We start from the raw sequence: 19545 nt of genomic DNA, 5'->3' as shown, positions 1-19545 counted from the left end.
GAGTAAGTAATGGCTCAACGCTGGACAATTGCACAGGCGCAAGCGCTGTTTGATCAACCTTTTCTTGAACTGATGTTTAAAGCGCAGCAGGTGCATCGGCAGCACTTCGATCCGCGCCAGGTGCAGGTCAGTACCCTACTGTCGATTAAAACCGGTGCCTGTCCGGAAGATTGTAAATACTGCCCGCAGAGCGCGCGCTACAAGACCGGCCTGGAGTCGGAGCGGCTGATGGAAGTGGAAGAGGTGCTGACCTCAGCGCGTCAGGCCAAAGCCGCCGGTTCAACCCGTTTCTGCATGGGTGCCGCGTGGAAAAACCCGCACGAGCGCGATATGCCCTATCTGGAGAAGATGGTTGAAGGCGTGAAGGCGATGGGAATGGAAACCTGCATGACGCTGGGCACGCTCAGCGAGCACCAGGCGCAGCGACTGGCGGGCGCGGGTCTCGATTTCTACAACCATAACCTCGACACCTCACCGGAATTCTACGGCTCCATCATCACCACCCGCAGCTATCAGGAACGTCTGGATACGCTGGGCAAAGTGCGCGACGCCGGCATTAAGGTCTGTTCGGGTGGCATTGTCGGCCTGGGCGAAACCGTTAACGACCGCGCCGGTCTGCTGGTGCAGTTAGCCAACCTGCCAACGCCGCCGGAGAGTGTACCGATCAATATGCTGGTGAAGGTCAAAGGCACGCCGTTGGCGGATAACGATGATGTGGAACCGTTCGATTTTATCCGCACCATCGCGGTGGCGCGCATCATGATGCCGACCTCGCATGTGCGCCTCTCAGCGGGCCGTGAGCAGATGAGCGAGCAGACCCAGGCGATGTGCTTTATGGCCGGGGCGAACTCGATTTTCTACGGCTGCAAACTGCTGACCACGCCGAATCCGGAAGAGGACAAAGACCGCGTGCTGTTCCGCAAACTGGGTCTTAACCCGGAGCATACTCACACTCAGCACGGCGATCAGCAGCAGGAGCAGCAACTCAGCGAGCAGCTATTCCATGCCGACACTGAACAGTTCTACAACGCGGCGCTGTAATGGGCTGGCAGCAACGTATCCGTCAGGCGCTGACGCAGCGCCGGGCGGCCGATGGCTGGCGGCAGCGACGGGTGATCGATCAGCAATCCACCCGCACGCTGCACAGCGGCGGCCGCAGCTATCTCCACTTCTCCAGCAATGATTATCTCGGCTTAACCCAGCATCCGGCGGTGATTGCGGGCTGGCAACAGGGCGCGGCGCAGGCGGGCGCAGGTGCGGGTGCCTCGGGGCATGTCACCGGTTATCACCGTCAGCACGCCGATCTTGAGGCGCAGCTGGCCGACTGGCTCGGCTACGACCGTGCGCTGCTGTTTATCTCTGGCTTTGCGGCCAATCAGGCGGTCATTCATCTGCTGGGCGAGAAAAACGATCGCATCCTGGCCGATAAACTCAGCCACGCCTCGCTGCTCGACGCCGCCAGCCATAGTCCGGCACAGCTACGACGTTTCCATCACAACGCGCCGGAGAGCCTGGCAGCCCGGCTCGCCTCTCCCTGCGAGGGCGAAACGCTGGTGGTGACGGAAGGTATTTTCAGCATGGATGGCGACAGTGCGCCGCTGGCCGCCCTGGCGCAACAGACGCGCCAGGCAGAGGGCTGGCTGCTGGTGGATGATGCGCACGGCATCGGCGTGGTGGGTGAGCAGGGGCGCGGCAGCTGCTGGCAGCAGGACGTTAAACCGGAACTGCTGGTGGTCACCTTTGGCAAAGCCTTTGGCGTCAGCGGTGCCGCGCTGCTGTGCGACGCAGCCACCGCCGACTATTTCCTGCAGTTCAGCCGACATCTGATCTACTCCACCGCGATGCCCGCGGCGCAGGCGAGCGCGCTGCAGGCGGCGCTGCGTGAAGTTCAGCAGGGCGATGCCCTGCGCCAGCAACTGCAGCAGAACATCGGGCATTTCCGGCGCGGTGCGGCCTCGCTGCCGTGGCAACTGATGGACTCCGGCAGCGCGATTCAGCCGCTGCTGGTGGGTGAAAATGGTGATGCGATGGCGCTCTCTCAGCGGCTGGCTGAAGCGGGCTGCTGGGTCAGCGCGATCCGGCCACCGACCGTGCCGCCGGGGACGGCCCGGCTGCGCATCACCCTGACCGCGGCTCATCGCCCCGAGGATATTGACCGGTTACTGGAGGCGCTGCATGACGCTGCGGGTTGACAAGCAGGCGGTGGCACGCGCCTTTGGCCGGGCGGCCAGCCATTACGATGCCCATGCGGCGCTGCAACGCCTCAGCGGCGATGCCCTGCTGGCACTGGCGCCCGCACAGAGCGGTCTGCAGCTGCTGGATGCCGGTTGCGGCACCGGCTGGTACAGCAGACTGTGGCGCGAACGTGGCAAACAGGTAACGGCACTGGATCTCTCTCCGCAGATGCTGCAACAGGCGCGGGACAATGACGCGGCGCAGCACTATCTGGCCGGTGATATCGACGCGCTGCCGCTGGCGGATAACACGATTGACCTGGTGTGGAGCAACCTGGCGGTGCAGTGGAGCGAGGATCTGCCCGGCGCGCTGAGTCAGTTCCGGCGGGTGCTGCGGCCCGATGGCACGCTGCTGTTTTCCACTCTGGGCGACGGTTCGCTGCAGGAGGTTCATGAAGCCTGGTCCCATCTGGATGCGCTGCCTCACGCCAATCGCTTTCTCAGCGAGCCGCAGATTGCGGCGGCCTGCCACGCAGAGCACCTGCGCTGTACCTCAGAGGTAGTGACCCTGCATTTTCCCGATGCGCTCAGCGCCATGCGCTCACTGAAGGGGATTGGTGCGACCCATCTGCACCAGGGGCGTGACGGGCAGGTATTAACCCGACAACGGCTCAACCAGTTAGAGGCGCACTGGCCGCGCGATCGGCACGGCTATCGCCTGAGTTACCATTTAATCTATGGAGTAAGTGCATCATGAAACGCCTGTTTATCACTGGCACCGACACCGAGGTCGGTAAAACCGTGGCCAGCGGCGGGCTGCTACAGGCGGCAGCCGCAGCGGGCTATCGCTGTGCGGGCTATAAGCCGGTTGCCTCAGGCTGTGAGATGACGCCAGAGGGCATCCGTAACAGCGATGCGCTGGCGCTGCAGCGCTACAGCAGCGTGCCGTTAACCTATCAGCAGGTCAATCCACTGGCGTTTCTTGAGCCGACATCGCCGCACATCGTCAGCGCCGAAGAGGGCAGGCCGATTACCCATCTGGCGCTGTCGGCGGGTCTGGCGGCGCTGCAACCGCTGGCTGACTGGATTCTGGTAGAGGGCGCGGGCGGCTGGTACACCCCATTGTCGGAGACGCACACTTATGCGGACTGGGTGGTCAGCGAAAAGCTGCCCGTGATTCTGGTGGTGGGGATTAAGCTCGGCTGCATCAATCACGCCATGCTCACCGCTGACGCGGTGCGGGCAAGCGGCCTGCCGCTGGTGGGCTGGATCGCCAACACCGTCGAACCCCCGGGTAAACGCTATCAGGAGTATCTCACCAGCCTGAAAAACAGGTTACCTGCGCCCTGTCTGGGCACCATCCCGTTTCTCACCGATGCGGCGCAGCAGGCGTCCTGTGGTCACTACCTGACGCTGCCGGAGTAACCGCGTGGCCTGGCTATTTTATTTGTTGTGCTGAATCCGGGCAGTGCTCTCCATCCTTGCGCGCTGTGCACACGCTCTGGTAGTTCCTCGCGCTCCGACTCCAGCCTGCCTGCAACACTTACGCCTAGTGGGGCAGGCGCTGAGTGTCAGGCTACCGTCAGCCATTTATCGACGGTGTGGTCATCGAGCTGTTCCATGCTGCCCTGCGCCACATTGCGGCCGCGGTGCAGCAGCAGGAAATAGTCCGCCACGCGACGGATCAGCGACAGGCGCTGCTCCAGCAGCAGGATGGTCAGCCCGTAGTCGAGGTTAAGCCGACGGATCAGATTGCCCATCTCCTCTTCCAGCCACGGCGACATCCCGTCGGTCGGCTCATCCAGAATCAGCAGTTTGGGCTGCAGCACCAGCGCGCGTGCCAGGGCCAGCTGTTGCTGCTGATCGATCGGCAGATCGCCGCTGCGCTGCTGGCGCAGAGAGTAGAGCGCCGGGAAGAGGTCGAACACCATTTCGGGAATGGCGCGATGGCGGTCGCGCTGGCTGGCACCCGCCAGCAGGGCAATCAGCAGATTATCTTCCACGCTCATCTGGGTAAAAATATGCCGGCCCTGCGGCACATAGCCAATCCCCATCTGCGCCCGCTGTTCAGCCGGTTGCAGCAGCAGATCTTCCGGCGGCGAGCCATCCTCTTTCCAGGAGATAGAGCCGCTGTTAATCGGCAATCTGCCCATGATGCAGTTCACCAGCGTGGTTTTACCCATGCCAGGACGGCCCAGAATGCCGGTGCAGGTGCCAGGCGACAGATCCAGGTCCACATCCCACAGAATATGGTTTTGACCGTAAAATTGATTTACCGAACGTAAACTCAGCATCTGACACTCTCCTTCCCGATCGTTAGCCTGATTGCTTCCGCGCTCTGTCGTCTGGCAAACAAGTCATCAGCAATGGCAGCCTCGCCATTGCAGCACAGTGCGCGTTCCGCGCGGTGACGCTACTGACTCCTGCAATTCCCAGGCCAGATCTAAAAACGGCCCTGTTTCCTGCCGGAGCGCCGCGTGTCAGGGAAGAAAGGTGAGAAAAACTTATCAATTCCCCACGGTGACCACGCACCTGCACTTTTGCAGTGCCCTGGAGCGCTGTTTCTGGTGCAGACGTACTGAAACGTGGCAGGAAGTCCGATTAAGAATCTTAGTATGAGGCGTGCAAATTTGCGTACGGCGCCCGGTGACAGATTAAAATTGCAGAATAATCCGTCAGCAGGCGACGCGAAATTTAACGCAAAAAAAATTATTTTCACGGTAGTGAGAAGGCAGGGAAAAATTATACACAGCTGATGGCGTCGGGGCTGCCATCACTTATCCACCATTCCTGTGGATAACCTTGTGCATTAGGTAATGAAAACCAGTTGGAAGCGAGGAAATACGCGGCCTGGTAACATAATGACGAGAATCTGGCCTCATAGCCTTATTTCAGTAAAATCAGTTGCTTATCAAAAAACAAGCCTGAGAATTATCTGTCAGGTAACCGTACTGTAATTTTGTGACACTCTATTGACAAATGTTAAATCAGATCCCTGCCTGGGGATAACATTGCGCAACACGCTGAGCGATAATGCTGCCAGCCTGCAGGGACATCAGGTGCCATCCTGCTGGCGTTAACATTGCACCAATACTGTTTTTATATCCAGTATTATTTTCTGGCAAAATCACCATAGCAGAGTAAAATAAGTGCCTGCCCGCCGACTTCTCCAGCAGGAACTGCATTCATGAGCAAAGCCTTTAAATTGAACTCCGCCTTTAAACCTTCGGGCGACCAGCCTGAGGCGATACGTCGCCTGGAAGAGGGGCTGGAGGATGGACTGGCCCATCAGACCTTATTAGGCGTAACCGGCTCCGGTAAAACGTTTACCGTCGCCAACGTGATTGCCGACCTCAACCGTCCGACCATGGTGCTGGCACCCAACAAGACGCTGGCCGCCCAGCTCTATGGCGAGATGAAAGAGTTTTTCCCGGATAACGCCGTCGAGTTTTTCGTCTCTTACTACGACTACTATCAGCCTGAAGCCTATGTGCCGAGCTCCGACACCTTTATCGAAAAGGATGCGTCGGTGAACGAACATATCGAACAGATGCGTCTGTCGGCCACCAAGGCGCTGCTGGAACGGCGCGATGTCATTGTGGTGGCGTCGGTTTCGGCTATCTACGGTCTGGGCGATCCCGATCTCTATCTGAAAATGATGCTCCACCTGACCCGCGGCATGATTATCGATCAGCGCAGTATTCTGCGCCGTCTGTCAGAGCTGCAGTACACCCGCAACGACCAGGCTTTCCAGCGCGGCACCTTCCGGGTGCGCGGCGAAGTGATCGATATCTTCCCGGCGGAGTCGGACGATATTGCACTGCGCGTCGAGCTGTTTGACGAAGAGGTTGAGCGTCTGTCGCTGTTTGACCCGCTGACCGGCCAGATCGATTCGGTCGTGCCGCGCTTTACCATCTACCCCAAGACGCATTACGTCACGCCGCGTGAGCGTATTCTGCAGGCGATGGAAGATATCAAAGTTGAGCTGGCGGACCGCCGCCGGGTGCTGCTGGAGAACAATAAGCTGCTGGAAGAGCAACGCATTACCCAGCGTACCCAGTTTGACCTGGAGATGATGAGTGAGCTGGGCTACTGCTCCGGCATCGAGAACTACTCACGCTACCTCTCCGCACGCGGACCGGGCGAAGCGCCGCCGACGCTGTTTGACTATCTGCCCGCCGACGGCCTGCTGGTGGTGGATGAGTCGCACGTGACCATTCCGCAGATTGGCGGCATGTATAAAGGCGACCGGGCGCGTAAAGAGACGCTGGTGGAGTATGGCTTCCGCCTGCCGTCGGCGCTAGATAACCGTCCGATGAAGTTTGAAGAGTTTGAGGCGCTGGCCCCGCAGACCATCTATGTTTCGGCGACGCCGGGCAAATATGAGCTGGAAAAGTCGGGCGACGAAGTGATCGATCAGGTGGTGCGTCCTACCGGTCTGCTGGATCCGATCATCGAAGTGCGTCCGGTCGGTACCCAGGTTGACGATCTGCTGTCAGAAATCCGTCAGCGCGTGGCGATCAACGAACGTGTACTGGTGACGGTGCTGACCAAACGCATGGCGGAAGACCTCACCGAATATCTGTCTGAGCATGGTGAGAAGGTGCGTTATCTGCACTCCGATATCGACACGGTAGAGCGTATGGAGATTATCCGCGACTTACGTCTGGGCGAGTTTGATGTGCTGGTGGGCATTAACTTACTGCGTGAGGGGCTGGATATGCCGGAAGTGTCGCTGGTGGCGATTCTCGATGCGGATAAAGAGGGCTTCCTGCGCTCCGAACGCTCGCTGATTCAGACCATTGGCCGTGCGGCGCGTAACATCAACGGTAAGGCGATTCTCTACGGCGATAAAATCACGCCGTCGATGGCGCGCGCCATTGAAGAGACCGAGCGCCGCCGTGAGAAACAGCAGTTGCACAACGAAGAGAACGGCATCGTGCCGCAGGGCCTGAATAAGAAGATCACCGATATTCTGGAACTGGGCAAAAACGTGGTGAAAACCCGCGGCAAAGCGAAACCCGCTCGTCCTGGCGAAGCCCAGGCGCTGGCCGATTTCCAGCTGTTAACGCCGCAGGCTTTGCAGAAGAAGATCCACGAGCTGGAAGGGCAGATGCAGCAGCATGCGCAGAACCTGGAGTTCGAACAGGCGGCCAACGTGCGCGATCAGCTGCATGAACTGCGAACGCTGTTTATTGCGGCCTCGTAGCGCCGTTAAAGCCCTGAATGGCGTGTTCCAGCGCCACCCGTAACAGCTGGCGGTCGTGACGATATTGGATATCGGCGGCCTCCAGCGGTTCACGGACAATCAGCCGGTTTTCAATGCCACGGGTGTCCACCGCCGGGCTGACGACCAGCGCATCAATCACCCGCTTGCCGATATAACGCTCCATCATCTGCAGCTTGTCAGCCACTGAGAGACTGGCGGCGGCAGGACTCAGCTCGCGGCCCAGATTGCCGATAAACACCATAGTGGCAGGCGTGCGACGCAAGGCCTGCGCCATCTCTTCCATCAGCAGAATCGGCATCAGGCTGGTGTAAAAGCTGCCGGGTCCAATCAGGATCAGATCCGCTTCACCAACCGCCTGCAGCGCTTCCCGCGTTGGCTGGACGTTGGGATGCAGCATCAGCTCCTGCGGCGGCTGCTTCATCTCGTCAATTGCGGTTTCGCCATAAACCATGTTGCCTTCAACATCCATCGCCACCAAATCCACCGGCTGCTCCGACATCGGGATTAAAAAGGCGTCGACCTTCAGCAGGTTACGGATAATGTTGATCGCTTCCAGCGGACGAACGCTGAGATGATCCAGCGCCCGCAGCATCAGATTACCCAGGTTGTGTCCGGCCAGTTCGCCATTACCGGCAAAACGGTACTCAAACATCGCCGAGGCGACGCTGGGTTCTGCAATCAGCTGGTTAAGGCAGTTACGCATATCGCCCCAGGCGATGCCGCCTTCTGAGCGACGAATACGGCCGGTTGATCCGCCGTTGTCGGTGGTGGTGACGATGCCGGTGAGACGCGAGCCCAGCGGGGAAAGGGCAGACATGACGCGGCCTAAACCGTGTCCGCCTCCCAGTGCCACAACGCGATCAAGATCGGCCAGTGTGCGATTCATACTTCTCCTTAATATCCCTTCGCGTGGCGTGGCTCTAATCGCTAAGCCCGCGCGGATGACTTACGTCAAAATCTGGATCGCATTTTAACGTATCCTGTCGCGAAAATGCGGTGAAAATTCGATATGTATAAGAATATATAGCGAAAACAGCAAATGGAAGAGTGACGAAAATCACGCTACCATCATGCTTACCGCGCTGATCAACGGGTCAGCGTACACTCAAGCCTGAATGCCTACGTCTGCGGATAGGGGGTTCAGGCCGTAGCCATCGAGCTGCCAGGGTGCAGGAAGAAATGACTGCATCTCCCAATCTGGAAAGGTGTTCTGGTGTCACAATTTACTGATGCATACGCGCGTAAGTTCTATTACCTGCGCCTGTCGGTCACGGATGTCTGTAATTTCCGCTGTACCTACTGTCTTCCTGACGGCTACAAGCCGCAGGGAATTCGTAACAAAAGCTTTCTCTCGCTGGATGAAATCCGCCGCGTCACGCGGGCCTTTGCCGCTGCCGGAACGGAAAAAGTGCGGCTGACCGGCGGTGAGCCATCGCTGCGCCGCGATTTCACCGACATCATTGCGGCGGTGCGCGAAAACGCCTCCATTCGCCAGATCGCGGTAACCACCAATGGCTACCGGCTGGCACGTGACGTGAAACAGTGGCGTGACGCGGGGTTAACCGCACTCAACGTCAGCGTCGACAGCCTGGATGCCCGTCAGTTTCACGCCATTACCGGTCAGGATAAATTCCATCAGGTCATGAGCGGTATTGATGCTGCCCTCGACGCCGGTTTTCGCCAGGTCAAAGTCAACAGCGTGCTGATGCGCGATCTCAACAGCCGTAATCTGGCTACGTTCCTCGACTGGATCCGCACCCGTCCGATTCAGCTGCGCTTTATCGAACTGATGGAGACCGGCGACGGCGGCACGCTGTTCCGCGATCAGCACGTTTCCGGCATGGTCATCCGCGATCAGCTGATCGCCCAGGGCTGGCAGCGTCGGGAGAGCGGACGCAGCGACGGCCCGGCGCAGGTCTTTTACCATCCCGATTATGTCGGCGAGATTGGTCTGATCATGCCTTATGCCAAAGATTTCTGTGCCAGCTGCAACCGTCTGCGCGTTTCGGCGCACGGTAATCTGCATCTATGCCTGTTTGGTGACGGCGGTGTGCCGCTGCGCGATCTCCTGGCGTCAGACGACCAGCAGGCCGAACTGCAGGCGCGTATTGCCAGCAGTCTGGGGCAGAAAAAGCAGACGCACTTTCTGCATCAGGGCAACACCGGCATCACACAGAATCTCTCTTACATTGGCGGCTAATTTCAGGAGGCAGTATGGGTAAACCAGCCAGCGAATTTCAGGCAGTGCAGATTGCGGTGATGACCGTGTCAGATCGTCGCGATGCCAGTGACGATACCTCCGGCGACTATCTGCGCGAAGCCGCAGCCGAAGCGGGGCATGAGGTGGTCGATCACGCCATCGTGCCGGATAATCTCTATCGTATTCGCGCCACCGTATCGCGCTGGATCGCCAGTGAAGATGTTCAGGTCGTGATTATTAATGGCGGAACCGGCTTTAACCTGAAAAACAGCACGCCGGAAGCGCTGCTGCCGCTGTTCGACCGCGAGATTGATGGATTTGGCGAACTGTTCCGGATGATCTCCTATGAAGAGATTGGCGGTTCGACATTGCAGTCGCGCGCGATTGCCGGTCTGGCTAATCAGACGCTGATCCTGGCCGTGCCGGGTTCCACCAGCGCCTGCCGCACCGCCTGGGAACGCATTATCGCTGACCAGCTTGATGCGCGCACCGCGCCCTGTAATTTTGTCTCACATCTCAAGAAACGGTAAGTATGTCTCAACTCACACACATTAACGCCGCGGGCGAAGCGCACATGGTGGATGTCTCCGCCAAGGCGGAAACCGTGCGCGAAGCGCGGGCAGAAGTGCTGGTGCTGATGCAGCCGGAAACGCTGCAGATGATTATCGAAGGCAGCCACCACAAAGGGGATGTCTTTGCCACCGCGCGCATCGCCGGCATTCAGGCGGCGAAACGCACCTGGGAACTGATTCCGCTCTGTCATCCACTGATGCTGAGCAAAGTGGAAGTGAACCTGGAGGCTGAACCTGACCACAGCCGGGTCCGCATCACGACGCTCTGTCGCCTGACCGGCAAAACCGGCGTGGAGATGGAAGCGCTGACGGCCGCATCGGTTGCCGCGCTCACCATCTATGACATGTGCAAAGCGGTGCAGAAAGATATCGTTATCGATCAGCTGCGCTTAATCAGCAAGAGCGGTGGCAAAAGCGGCGATTTCCAGGCGGTCGCGCATGATTAAGGTGCTGTTTTTCGCCCAGGTCCGTGAGCTGACCGGCACTTCAACGCTTGAGGTCGGTGCTGATTATCCGGATGTGGCCGCGCTGCGCAGTGCGCTTGCAGAGCGCGATGACCGCTGGGCGCTGGCGCTTGAGCCAGGTAAACTGCTGGCGGCAGTGAATCAGACGCTGGTGCCGATGAGTCACCCGCTGCACACCGGTGATGAAGTGGCCTTTTTCCCGCCCGTGACCGGAGGCTAAGATGGAAACGCAGATTCGCGTCGGCCCCGCGCCCTTTGATATGGCGGAAGCCTATCGCTGGCTGGCGGCCTGTGATGAAGATGGTGCGGTAGTGACCTTTACCGGCAAAGTCCGTAACCACAATCTGGGCAACGACGTCGCGGCACTGACGCTGGAGCACTATCCCGGCATGACCGAAAAAGCGCTGCAGGAGATTGTTGATGCGGCGCGCGAACGCTGGCCGCTTCAGCGCGTCACGGTGATCCATCGCGTGGGCGAACTGTTTCCCGGCGATGAAATCGTGCTGGTGGGCGTGACCAGTGCCCATCGTGGCAGCGCCTTTTCCGCTGCAGAGTTCATCATGGATTACCTGAAAACCCGCGCGCCGTTCTGGAAGCGCGAAGCGACAGAGCAGGGCGATCGCTGGGTGGATGCCCGCGATAGCGACCACCAGGCGGCTCAGCGCTGGGGCTAAGCTGCATTAACGGCTTAGCGGGCAGAAGTGTCTGCGCCCGCTGAGCCGTTAACCGCAGACACGCCGCTGCCCGCATCCCCGGACATCACGACGCTTAGGGCGGGATTAAGGCTGCTTTAGCTGCTCAGCCGGACCAAAACCGTTCTGACCGTGGCTGTGTTCGCCGCCGCCGGCGGTGCGCTTCAGCTGAATGACCTGGCCCTGTTGCCAGGCATTGGCACCTGCTGCGGCAGGATGCGCCACGATATCCGCACGCTGGGCGCGGATCTTTTTGCTGTCGACGTCAAAACGACGATCGCGGTCCGCCAGCAGTCGCGAGTCCATCTGACCATCCTCCGTAAAGCCCATCATCAGCGCCGGAATGCCTATCGGCAGCGTTTTGTCGCGATCGGTGTGCCAGGTGTGCCAGGTTTTCCCGTAGGTTTTCACAATGCGCTTCATCAGGGCGTGGTCGGCGGCTTCCGGTAAGCCTGGTGCAATCAGCGTGCCCGATTTCACCTCATACTGATGGCTGTGCCAGAGCTTCTTCTCTTCGGGCGGCAGGGTGTTAAACAGCCGTTCGCTGATAATGTACTCCACGCCCATCAGCCGTGCATCACGCGTATTGCCGTCGTAAATCACCGCCTGCATCACATCGTCGTTCAGCACGGTGACATAGTGGTGCGCCTCCATCTGACCGTTCTTATCGCCGTTATAAAAATGGAATCCGTCGAGATAGGTGTTGATGGCGTCGATGGGTGGACGTGACTGCATCACGCTGGCGCCGGTCTCCAGCACCTTAAGCGAGGAGGAGGTGGGGGCACCCGGAGATTTTACCTGGGCAGGCGTATTATTGGCGCCGCAGCCGGTTAATAACAGGCTGAACGCCGCAACAGGCCAGAGTTTAAACATCGTAAGTTCCTTTAACGGTAAAAAAGATAACCTTAGTTCAGTTCTCGCCTGCCTGTGAAACTCTGGCAATGGTAGAGTAGAGCTTTGGTTCATTCTGAGGACAGGCATGTCATCCACCCCGATTCTGCAACGTCTGACACTGGTCGCCGCACTGGTGCTGGCAGGTTGTAGCAGCAAGAAAACCCCTGAGGCGCCGGTGCGGCAGCCTGAAGATGTCAAAGCGCAGATCCAGCGGCTGCTGCCGTCGCACGTCAGCAATAAAGCGGCATGGAGCGACGATATCTACACCACCTTCCGCACTCAGCAGATCGATCCCAGCGCCAGCAACCTCTGCGCGGTGATCGCCGTGGCGGATCAGGAGAGCAACTTCAGCGCCGAGGCCGCCGTGCCGGGTCTGCCAAAAATCGCCTGGGGCGAGATCAATCGCCGTGCGGCGCAGGTGCACGTCCCGGCATTCCTGGTGCGTACCGCGCTACAGATCAAATCGCCCACCGGTGAAAGCTACGCCGCCCGGCTGGACAAAGTGCGCAGTGAGAAAGAGCTGAGCGCTATTTTCGATGACCTGATCGATATGGTGCCGATGGGCCAGACGCTGTTTGGTAATCTCAATCCGATCCACACCGGCGGGCCGATGCAGGTCAGCATTGCGTTTGCCGAAGCGCACGCCAAAGGCTACCCGTGGCCGATCGATGGCACCATCCGGCGTGAAGTCTTTACCCGCCATGGCGGGATCTACTTCGGGACGATGCACCTGCTCGGCTATCCGGCTGACTACAGCCAGCCGCTCTACCGCTTTGCCGACTACAATGCGGGCTGGTATGCCAGCCGCAATGCGGCCTTCCAGGCGGCGGTGTCGCGCGCCACCGGCATGAAACTGGCACTGGATGGCGATCTGATTCTTTATGGATCGGATGCGGCGGGCGGTACCGAACTGGCGGTGCGCACGCTGTCGAAGCAGATCGATATGAGCAACAGCGACATTCGCCGCGATCTGGAGAAAGGGGAGAAAGCGTCGTTCAGCGACAGCGAACTCTGGAAACAGGTCTTTACCCTGGCGGATAAAATGGCGGGTCGAAAATTACCGCGTGAAATGCTGCCGGGCATCAAGCTGGAAAGCCCGAAAATTACCCGTAATCTCACCACGGCGTGGTTTGCGCAGCGTGTCGACAGCCGTTATCAGCAGTGCCTGTCGCGACGTTAAGCGGCATGTTGTGGCGCAGTTGAGCTGAGCTGTGCCACACTTAGAGCCAGTTCCGGGCGACTTTTATTGTTATTCTGGCCCTGAACTGTGCGCATCCTCATAAGGCCGTATGGGCCCGTGGCGGTTGTGTCGCGCTGTCGCTGGCCAACGGGCTGAAACAGAAACCACGTATGCCTGCCAGACCAGGTTATTCATCCGGTTCCCTGTGTGGAGCCGGTCCTAATCCGTTTAACAAGAGGTGCATCATGGACCGATATCCACGAAATGATTCCATCGTTCAATCCGCATCTCGCGGTTTACAAGCCTATATGGCGCAGGTCTATGGCTGGATGACCTGCGGTCTGTTACTGACGGCGTTTGTCTCCTGGTACGCTGCGCGCACGCCAGCGATCATGGAGCTGGTGTTTGCTAACCGCATCACCTTCTTCGGACTGATTATCGTGCAGTTGGGGCTGGTCTTCTTCCTGTCAGGCATGGTGCATCGCCTGAGCGGGGCCGTGGCAACCGGGCTGTTTATGCTCTATTCGGCGCTGACCGGCCTGACCATGGCGAGTATCTTCCTGGTTTACACCAACTCTTCGATCGCCAGCACCTTCTTTATCACGGCGGGGATGTTTGGCGCGATGAGCTTCTACGGCTATACCACCAAACGCGATCTCAGCCGTTTTGGCAGCCTGCTGTTTATGGCGCTGATTGGCATCGTGCTGGCGTCGCTGGTGAACTTCTGGCTGAAAAGCCCGGCGCTGATGTGGGCGATTACCTACATCGGGGTGGTGGTATTTGTGGGGTTAACGGCCTATGACACGCAGAAGCTGAAAAATATCGGTGAGCAGATCGATGCCCGCGATACGGAAAACCTGCGTCGCTACTCGATTATGGGCGCACTGACGCTGTATCTCGACTTCATCAACCTGTTCCTGATGCTGCTGCGGATTTTCGGCAACCGCCGTTAAGCCTGAGGGAGTAGCGGGGGAGGCGCACTGTCTGCGCCTCCCCTTTTTTATTACGACTTCTGCAACTTCTGCTCGTTCTTCTGACGCAGATGCTTCGCCCGACTCTCCAGCCCCAGATAGAGCACCAGCGCTAACAGCAGCGGCAGGATAAAGTAGAGCACGCGATAAGCCAGCAGCGCCGCAATGATAGTGCCATGCGAGGCGTGCTGACCGCTGAGCAGCGCCAGGAAGACCGCTTCCAGTACGCCAATGCCCGCCGGAATATGAATGATTACCCCGGCAATACTGCTGATCAGCAGCACGCCCAGCACCATCGGATAACCGACGTCTCGTCCCAGCAGCAGCCAGATAATCGCCCCCATCACCATCCAGTTGGCACAGGAAACCGCAAACTGCAGCAGCGCCATGCGCAGCGAGGGCAACTGCAGCGTCTGGCCTTTGATCGTCCAGCGACGCTGCTTTGAGAAGGCACAGGCCCAGAGGTAGATCGCCACCAGCACCAGCAGAGCGCCACCAATCAGCCGCAGGGTAGTTTCACCAATAAACCAGCCGCTGGGAATCGACACCATGCCCGCACTGAATACCACGCCCGCCAGCAGAATATAGCCCAGCCAGTTAGTGGCGATGCTCAGAGAGAAGATGCGGGTAATGGTGCCGCTATCCAGCCCTAACCGTGAATAGAGCCGGTAGCGCATCGCGACGCCACCCACCCAGGTACTTAGCGTCAGGTTGAAGGCGTAACAGATAAACGACACCAGCATCACCTGCCGCTTCGCCAGCTTATGGCCGCAGTAGGCGCGTCCAATCAGGTCGTAGCAGCCATACACCAGGTAACTCAGCACCACCAGTCCGGCGGCGGTCAGTACCACAAAGCGGTTGTAATTAACGATGACGTCATAAACATCTTCCCAGTTCACTTTGCGGGCATAGACCACCAGCAGAACCACCACCGCGATGAAAAAGAGCACGGTGAGGATTTTTTTCGCCAGTTGCCAGCGTGGATGTTTTTTTGCCATCAGGATTTTGCTCCCGGGTTATCAGTTTCAACGCGATCCTGCGTCTCCATTTCAGGCTGTACCGGCTCACCCACCTGGGCCAGCAGCGGCGTATGCGCCGGCAGCCAGCCAGCGATGGCCGGGAAATGGCGCAGGAAGTGGAATACCACCACGCTTTTACTCAGTTGCCACCAGTTGCGCGGCGGTAAGCGATCTTCCTGCACGCGCTGGCAATCGTTGGCCAGCAGCGCTTCCAGGTTATCACGCAGTGTCTGGTTAAACGGCCTGTCGTGGATGATCAGATTGGCTTCAAGGTTAAGTGACAGGCTGAGCGGATCGAGATTGCTGGAGCCGACGGTGGCCCAGTAGTCGTCTTTTACCGCGATCTTGCCGTGCAGCGGGCGACGGATATATTCGTAGACTTCAACGCCGCCATCGACCAGATAGTTGTAGAGCAGCTCCGCGCCCACTTTCACAATCGGCATATCCGGCTCGCCCTGCACAATCAGTCGTACCCGGACGCCACGCTGCGCGGCGTTGCGCATCTCACGCAGCAGCCGGTAACCTGGGAAGAAGTAGGCGTTGGCGATAATCACATCCCGCTTCGCCTCGCGCAGCATCTCCAGGTAGTGGACTTCGATGTCATCGCGATGCTCGTCGTTATCGCGATAAACATAGAGCACCTGAGCATCGCCGGGCGTGGCGTTGACCGCCGGACGATGAGAGCGCGATCCCCACCAGCGGCGGGTATTCTGTTCGCTGCCAATCGCCTGTTGCAGATAGCGGGCGATGTCACCCACCACCGGGCCTTTGACCTGTACCGCATAATCCTGTTTCGCTTCCGGGCCATAATCGGTGTTGTGCTCGGCCGAGAAGTTAATGCCGCCCACAAAGGCCACCACGTCATCCACCACCACGGTTTTGCGGTGCAGGCGGCGGAAAACGTTGGTGCGCATCCCCATCACCAGCGGACGCGGATCGTAATAGATGAAACGCACGCCAGCGCTGGTCAGGCTGTTAACAAATTTGTCGGAGAGTTCGGCAGAGCCATAACCATCGACCATCACTTCGACCCGCACGCCGCGCTGGGCTGCCGCCAGCAGTTCGCGGTGCAGGGCGTTGCCCACGTCATCCTCAAACAGAATAAAGGTTTCGATTAATACCGTACGTTCCGCCCGCTGGATCGCGCCAAAGACCCGCGGGAAAAACGCTTCGCCATTTTCCAGCAACAGCAGCCGGTTGCCTTCCTGCCAGCTAAAATTCATAGGTGAATCTCCACCGCCAGCGGCGCATGGTCGGAAAGATGGGACCAGGGCTTGCGCGGCAGCGCCCACGGATGACTGACGGTGGCGTTGCGGACATAGATGCGGTCAAGCCGCAGGATCGGGAAGCGCGCCGGGAAGGTGCGCGCCGGGCGTCCGGTTTTCATGCTGAATACCTCTTTCAGGCCTGCGCCATGTTTCAGAATGGAATTGGCGCGTCGCTGCCAGTCGTTGAAATCGCCCGCCACCACCACCGGTGCGTCGGGCGGCAGTGAGTTAACCATTTCACATATTTTCTTCATCTGCGCGTGACGATGGGCCACTTTCAGACCCAGATGAACGCAGATGACATGCAGCGTGCCGTGCGGCTCGGGCAGGGCGATCTGGCAGTGCAGCATACCGCGGTTTTCACTGCCCGCCACCGAGATATCCCGGTTCTCATAGTCGGCGATCGGGAAGCGAGACAGCACCGCATTGCCGTGATGCCCCTCCGGATAGACCGCATTACGCCCATAGGCGAAATCGTTCCATATGGTGTCGGCCAGAAACTCATAATGAGGAGAATCGGGCCACTCCTCATGGTTAAGGGAGTGGATGGCATGCGTGCCCATCACCTCCTGCAGAAAGACCACATCCGCCTCCGTTGCGCGAACGGCGTCGCGTAATTCGGGCAGGATGAAGCGGCGATTGAAAGGGGCAAAACCCTTATGTGTATTGATCGTCAGGACTTTTATTGAAAATCCTTGCTTGTTTTGTGGCATACTCGCGACGCACTCCTTTTCATCATCAATAGAATCAAAGTGTAGTCTTTGTCACAAATGGGTGGTGAAAGAGGGCGAAAATTAGGGCGTTATCCGAAAATTGTTTTACATTGAGGAAATCGTTTCCGGCTTGTGCCGGTAGCACTTGGGCGACCTGTTGGGTCTGCCAGGAGAACTGAATGAAATGGTCTAATCGTATTCAAATTATCACGGGTCAAACGTTGTTGCATATTGCTATGCATCTGCTGGTGATCGCTGCACTGATCTGGGGCTGGAAGCACAAAGCGCTGGTTGATGTCTGCAGTACGCTGGTGGCGATGTACGCACTGGTTTTTGTTGCCATGCTGGTGACACAGCGCATTGCCCGTTTACGTACTCTCGGCGATTATCTTGAAGAAGCGACCACCACTTACTACTTTGGCGCCGCCATGATGACACTGTTCCTGGTGTCGCGGATTTACCACAACAACCTGCTGCTGGCGTGTCTCGGCGTAGTGATGTTGCTGGGTCCGGCGCTGGTCTCGCTGCTGGCGAAAGAGCCACCGCGACGAATCGAAAACAAACGTAGTTAAGTTGAAGGCCACCGGAAGGTGGCCTTCCTGTTTTCAGGCGGTTAAGTTGTGTCAGGAAATGTGAGCTATCTCGCACACTTCTCTTAAAGCTGTTACACTCGCCCGCTTACGCATCGTAGTTTGCGCCCTTTTCACGCGTCAGCCCTGGCTGGCGTCACTATCCCTCTGAAAACTACACCGTGAATCACGGTCAGAGCGGACCGGAGTAAATCACTTAATGTCTTTTGACTCTCTCGGCCTGAGTGCCGATATTTTGCGCGCGGTCGCCGAACAAGGCTACAGCGAACCCACACCTATCCAGCGCCAGGCGATTCCTGTTGTGCTGGCAGGCCGCGATCTGCTGGCGAGCGCCCAGACCGGCACCGGCAAAACAGCCGGCTTTACCTTACCGATGTTACAAAAACTCTCTGCCACTGCCACGCCCATCCGCGGTCGTCGCCCGGTGCGCGCCCTGATCCTGACCCCAACCCGTGAGCTCGCGGCGCAGGTTGGCGAAAACGTCAGCGACTACAGCAAATATCTCTCGCTGCGTTCCATGGTGGTGTTTGGTGGCGTCAGCATCAATCCACAGATGGTAAAACTGCGTGGCGGCGTCGATATCCTGGTGGCAACGCCTGGACGCCTGCTGGATCTGGCACAACAGAATGCGGTTGACCTGTCACAGGTCGAAATTCTGGTGCTGGATGAAGCGGACCGTATGCTGGATATGGGCTTTATCCACGACATCCGTCGCGTACTGGCACGTCTGCCGGCCAAACGTCAGAACCTGCTGTTCTCTGCCACCTTCTCTGATGAGATCAAAGGCCTGGCTGAGAAACTGCTGACCAACCCGGAAATGATTGAAGTGGCTCGCCGCAACACCGCCTCCGAGCAGGTCGCGCAGCAGGTGGCTTTCGTTGATAAGAAGCGTAAGCGTGAATTGTTGTCTCAGCTGATTGGCGAAGGCAACTGGCAGCAGGTGCTGGTCTTTACCCGTACCAAACACGGCGCGAACCACCTTGCCGAGCAGCTGGGTAAAGATGGTATCTCCGCTGCCGCTATCCACGGCAACAAGAGCCAGGGTGCACGTACCCGCGCACTGGCCGACTTCAAATCAGGCGGTATTCGCGTCCTGGTTGCCACCGATATCGCGGCCCGTGGCCTGGATATCGAAGAGCTGCCACACGTCGTGAACTACGAGCTGCCTAACGTCGCCGAAGATTACGTTCACCGTATTGGCCGTACCGGCCGTGCAGCTGCGACCGGTGTCGCACTGTCGCTGGTTTGCGTCGATGAGCATAAACTGCTGCGTGATATCGAACGTCTGCTGAAGCGTGAAATCCCGCGTCTGGCCGTTGAGGGTTATGAACCCGATCCGAGCATCAAAGCGGAGCCGATCATCAACGGTCGTCAGCAGCAGTCTCGCGGCGGTGCAGGTGGCGGCGGCGGCCGTGGTCGCAGCCAGGGCGGACAGGGTGCAGGCGCATCGCGCTCATCTTCATCCGGCGAAAAGCGTCCTCAGGCGCGTCGTCAGAGCCAGGCCGCTCCTCAGGGCGATAGGCCCGCAGCCCGTCCGCGTCGTCCGGCAGCAGCGAAGCGTACCGGAAACGTCTGAGT

The 19545-nt window shown here is 58.6% G+C and carries 20 protein-coding genes and 1 riboswitch; of the genes, 14 read left to right on the top strand and 6 right to left on the bottom strand.

The window, feature by feature from the left end; genetic code table 11:
• Nucleotides 1-9: 9 nt before the first annotated feature.
• From bioB to bioD, 4 genes are read left to right on the top strand one after another with little or no spacing between them, the layout of a single operon-like run.
• Nucleotides 10-1041, top strand: a complete 1032-nt coding sequence (gene bioB / locus NR195_RS11585; RefSeq protein ID WP_010260213.1) for a biotin synthase BioB — start codon at nt 10-12, stop codon at nt 1039-1041.
• Nucleotides 1041-2192, top strand: a complete 1152-nt coding sequence (gene bioF, locus NR195_RS11580; RefSeq protein ID WP_033766721.1) for an 8-amino-7-oxononanoate synthase — start codon at nt 1041-1043, stop codon at nt 2190-2192. Before bioB ends, bioF begins: the two co-directional genes overlap by 1 nt.
• The gene (gene bioC / locus NR195_RS11575) at nt 2176-2931 is read left to right on the top strand and encodes a malonyl-ACP O-methyltransferase BioC (protein WP_031593835.1); all 756 of its coding nucleotides are present in this window, start codon (nt 2176-2178) and stop codon (nt 2929-2931) included. The genes bioF and bioC overlap by 17 nt, the downstream gene beginning before the upstream one ends.
• A complete protein-coding gene (gene bioD / locus NR195_RS11570; RefSeq protein WP_010260220.1) occupies nt 2928-3599 on the top strand; it encodes a dethiobiotin synthase in 672 nt (223 codons plus the stop codon). The genes bioC and bioD overlap by 4 nt, the downstream gene beginning before the upstream one ends.
• A gap of 146 nt (nt 3600-3745) precedes the next feature.
• On the opposite strand, the gene NR195_RS11565 is transcribed toward bioD, so the two are convergent.
• Nucleotides 3746-4468 (bottom strand): ABC transporter ATP-binding protein, encoded by a 723-nt coding sequence (locus NR195_RS11565; protein ID WP_010260222.1) that lies wholly within the window; start codon nt 4466-4468, stop codon nt 3746-3748.
• Nucleotides 4469-5361: 893 nt separating this feature from the next.
• Here NR195_RS11565 and uvrB point away from each other — a divergent pair.
• Nucleotides 5362-7383, top strand: coding sequence for an excinuclease ABC subunit UvrB (gene uvrB / locus NR195_RS11560; protein WP_010260230.1), 2022 nt, complete (start codon nt 5362-5364; stop codon nt 7381-7383).
• On the opposite strand, the gene yvcK is transcribed toward uvrB, so the two are convergent.
• Nucleotides 7367-8290, bottom strand: a complete 924-nt coding sequence (gene yvcK / locus NR195_RS11555) for a uridine diphosphate-N-acetylglucosamine-binding protein YvcK (protein ID WP_010260233.1) — start codon at nt 8288-8290, stop codon at nt 7367-7369. The genes uvrB and yvcK overlap by 17 nt on opposite strands.
• A gap of 204 nt (nt 8291-8494) precedes the next feature.
• Nucleotides 8495-8628, top strand: a riboswitch (molybdenum cofactor riboswitch).
• On the opposite strand from yvcK, the gene moaA reads away from it, so the two are divergent.
• The 5 genes from moaA (at nt 8618) to moaE (ending at nt 11314) form a co-directional block, all read left to right on the top strand.
• Complete coding sequence (gene moaA / locus NR195_RS11550; RefSeq protein WP_022626014.1) at nt 8618-9604, top strand: GTP 3',8-cyclase MoaA; 987 nt, start codon at nt 8618-8620, stop codon at nt 9602-9604. It overlaps the preceding riboswitch by 11 nt.
• 14 nt (nt 9605-9618) lie before the next feature.
• Complete coding sequence (gene moaB, locus NR195_RS11545) at nt 9619-10134, top strand: molybdenum cofactor biosynthesis protein B (RefSeq protein ID WP_022626013.1); 516 nt, start codon at nt 9619-9621, stop codon at nt 10132-10134.
• A gap of 2 nt (nt 10135-10136) precedes the next feature.
• Entirely contained in the window at nt 10137-10622 is a 486-nt protein-coding gene (moaC, locus tag NR195_RS11540) for a cyclic pyranopterin monophosphate synthase MoaC (RefSeq protein WP_010260240.1), read from the top strand.
• The gene (moaD, locus tag NR195_RS11535) at nt 10615-10860 is read left to right on the top strand and encodes a molybdopterin synthase sulfur carrier subunit (protein ID WP_182504503.1); all 246 of its coding nucleotides are present in this window, start codon (nt 10615-10617) and stop codon (nt 10858-10860) included. Before moaC ends, moaD begins: the two co-directional genes overlap by 8 nt.
• Nucleotide 10861: 1 nt before the next feature.
• On the top strand, nt 10862-11314 hold the full coding sequence (gene moaE / locus NR195_RS11530) for a molybdopterin synthase catalytic subunit MoaE (protein WP_256844538.1): 453 nt from the start codon (nt 10862-10864) through the stop codon (nt 11312-11314).
• Between the two features lie 105 nt (nt 11315-11419).
• On the opposite strand, the gene NR195_RS11525 is transcribed toward moaE, so the two are convergent.
• Nucleotides 11420-12205, bottom strand: a complete 786-nt coding sequence (locus tag NR195_RS11525) for an OBAP family protein (RefSeq protein ID WP_256844537.1) — start codon at nt 12203-12205, stop codon at nt 11420-11422.
• Between the two features lie 106 nt (nt 12206-12311).
• On the opposite strand from NR195_RS11525, the gene NR195_RS11520 reads away from it, so the two are divergent.
• The gene (locus NR195_RS11520; protein ID WP_010669679.1) at nt 12312-13406 is read left to right on the top strand and encodes a DUF1615 domain-containing protein; all 1095 of its coding nucleotides are present in this window, start codon (nt 12312-12314) and stop codon (nt 13404-13406) included.
• A 245-nt stretch (nt 13407-13651) separates the two neighbouring features.
• Nucleotides 13652-14359 (top strand): Bax inhibitor-1/YccA family protein, encoded by a 708-nt coding sequence (locus NR195_RS11515; RefSeq protein WP_010260256.1) that lies wholly within the window; start codon nt 13652-13654, stop codon nt 14357-14359.
• 50 nt (nt 14360-14409) lie between these two features.
• Here NR195_RS11515 and NR195_RS11510 read toward each other — a convergent pair whose 3' ends face one another.
• The 3 genes from NR195_RS11510 to NR195_RS11500 are packed head-to-tail and all read right to left on the bottom strand — an operon-like array spanning nt 14410 to nt 17377.
• Nucleotides 14410-15375: a lysylphosphatidylglycerol synthase domain-containing protein gene (locus NR195_RS11510; protein ID WP_086905457.1), complete on the bottom strand. Its 966-nt coding sequence runs from the start codon at nt 15373-15375 to the stop codon at nt 14410-14412.
• Complete coding sequence (gene clsB / locus NR195_RS11505; RefSeq protein ID WP_010260263.1) at nt 15375-16619, bottom strand: cardiolipin synthase ClsB; 1245 nt, start codon at nt 16617-16619, stop codon at nt 15375-15377. The genes NR195_RS11510 and clsB overlap by 1 nt, the downstream gene beginning before the upstream one ends.
• Nucleotides 16616-17377 carry an endonuclease/exonuclease/phosphatase family protein gene (locus tag NR195_RS11500; protein ID WP_022626009.1) on the bottom strand — a complete coding sequence of 254 codons (762 nt, stop codon included), beginning with the start codon at nt 17375-17377 and terminating at the stop codon, nt 16616-16618. Before NR195_RS11500 ends, clsB begins: the two co-directional genes overlap by 4 nt.
• 179 nt (nt 17378-17556) lie before the next feature.
• On the opposite strand from NR195_RS11500, the gene NR195_RS11495 reads away from it, so the two are divergent.
• Together NR195_RS11495 and rhlE are read left to right on the top strand one after the other, a co-directional pair.
• Nucleotides 17557-17949: a YbhQ family protein gene (locus tag NR195_RS11495; protein ID WP_031594396.1), complete on the top strand. Its 393-nt coding sequence runs from the start codon at nt 17557-17559 to the stop codon at nt 17947-17949.
• A gap of 217 nt (nt 17950-18166) precedes the next feature.
• Nucleotides 18167-19543 (top strand): ATP-dependent RNA helicase RhlE, encoded by a 1377-nt coding sequence (rhlE, locus tag NR195_RS11490; protein ID WP_033779545.1) that lies wholly within the window; start codon nt 18167-18169, stop codon nt 19541-19543.
• Nucleotides 19544-19545: the final 2 nt, after the last annotated feature.

The organism is Pantoea sp. Ft-CA_14 (genome assembly GCF_024520875.1).
Classification (GTDB): domain Bacteria; phylum Pseudomonadota; class Gammaproteobacteria; order Enterobacterales; family Enterobacteriaceae; genus Pantoea; species Pantoea agglomerans.
This window is presented reverse-complemented; position numbering and strand designations above follow the sequence as displayed.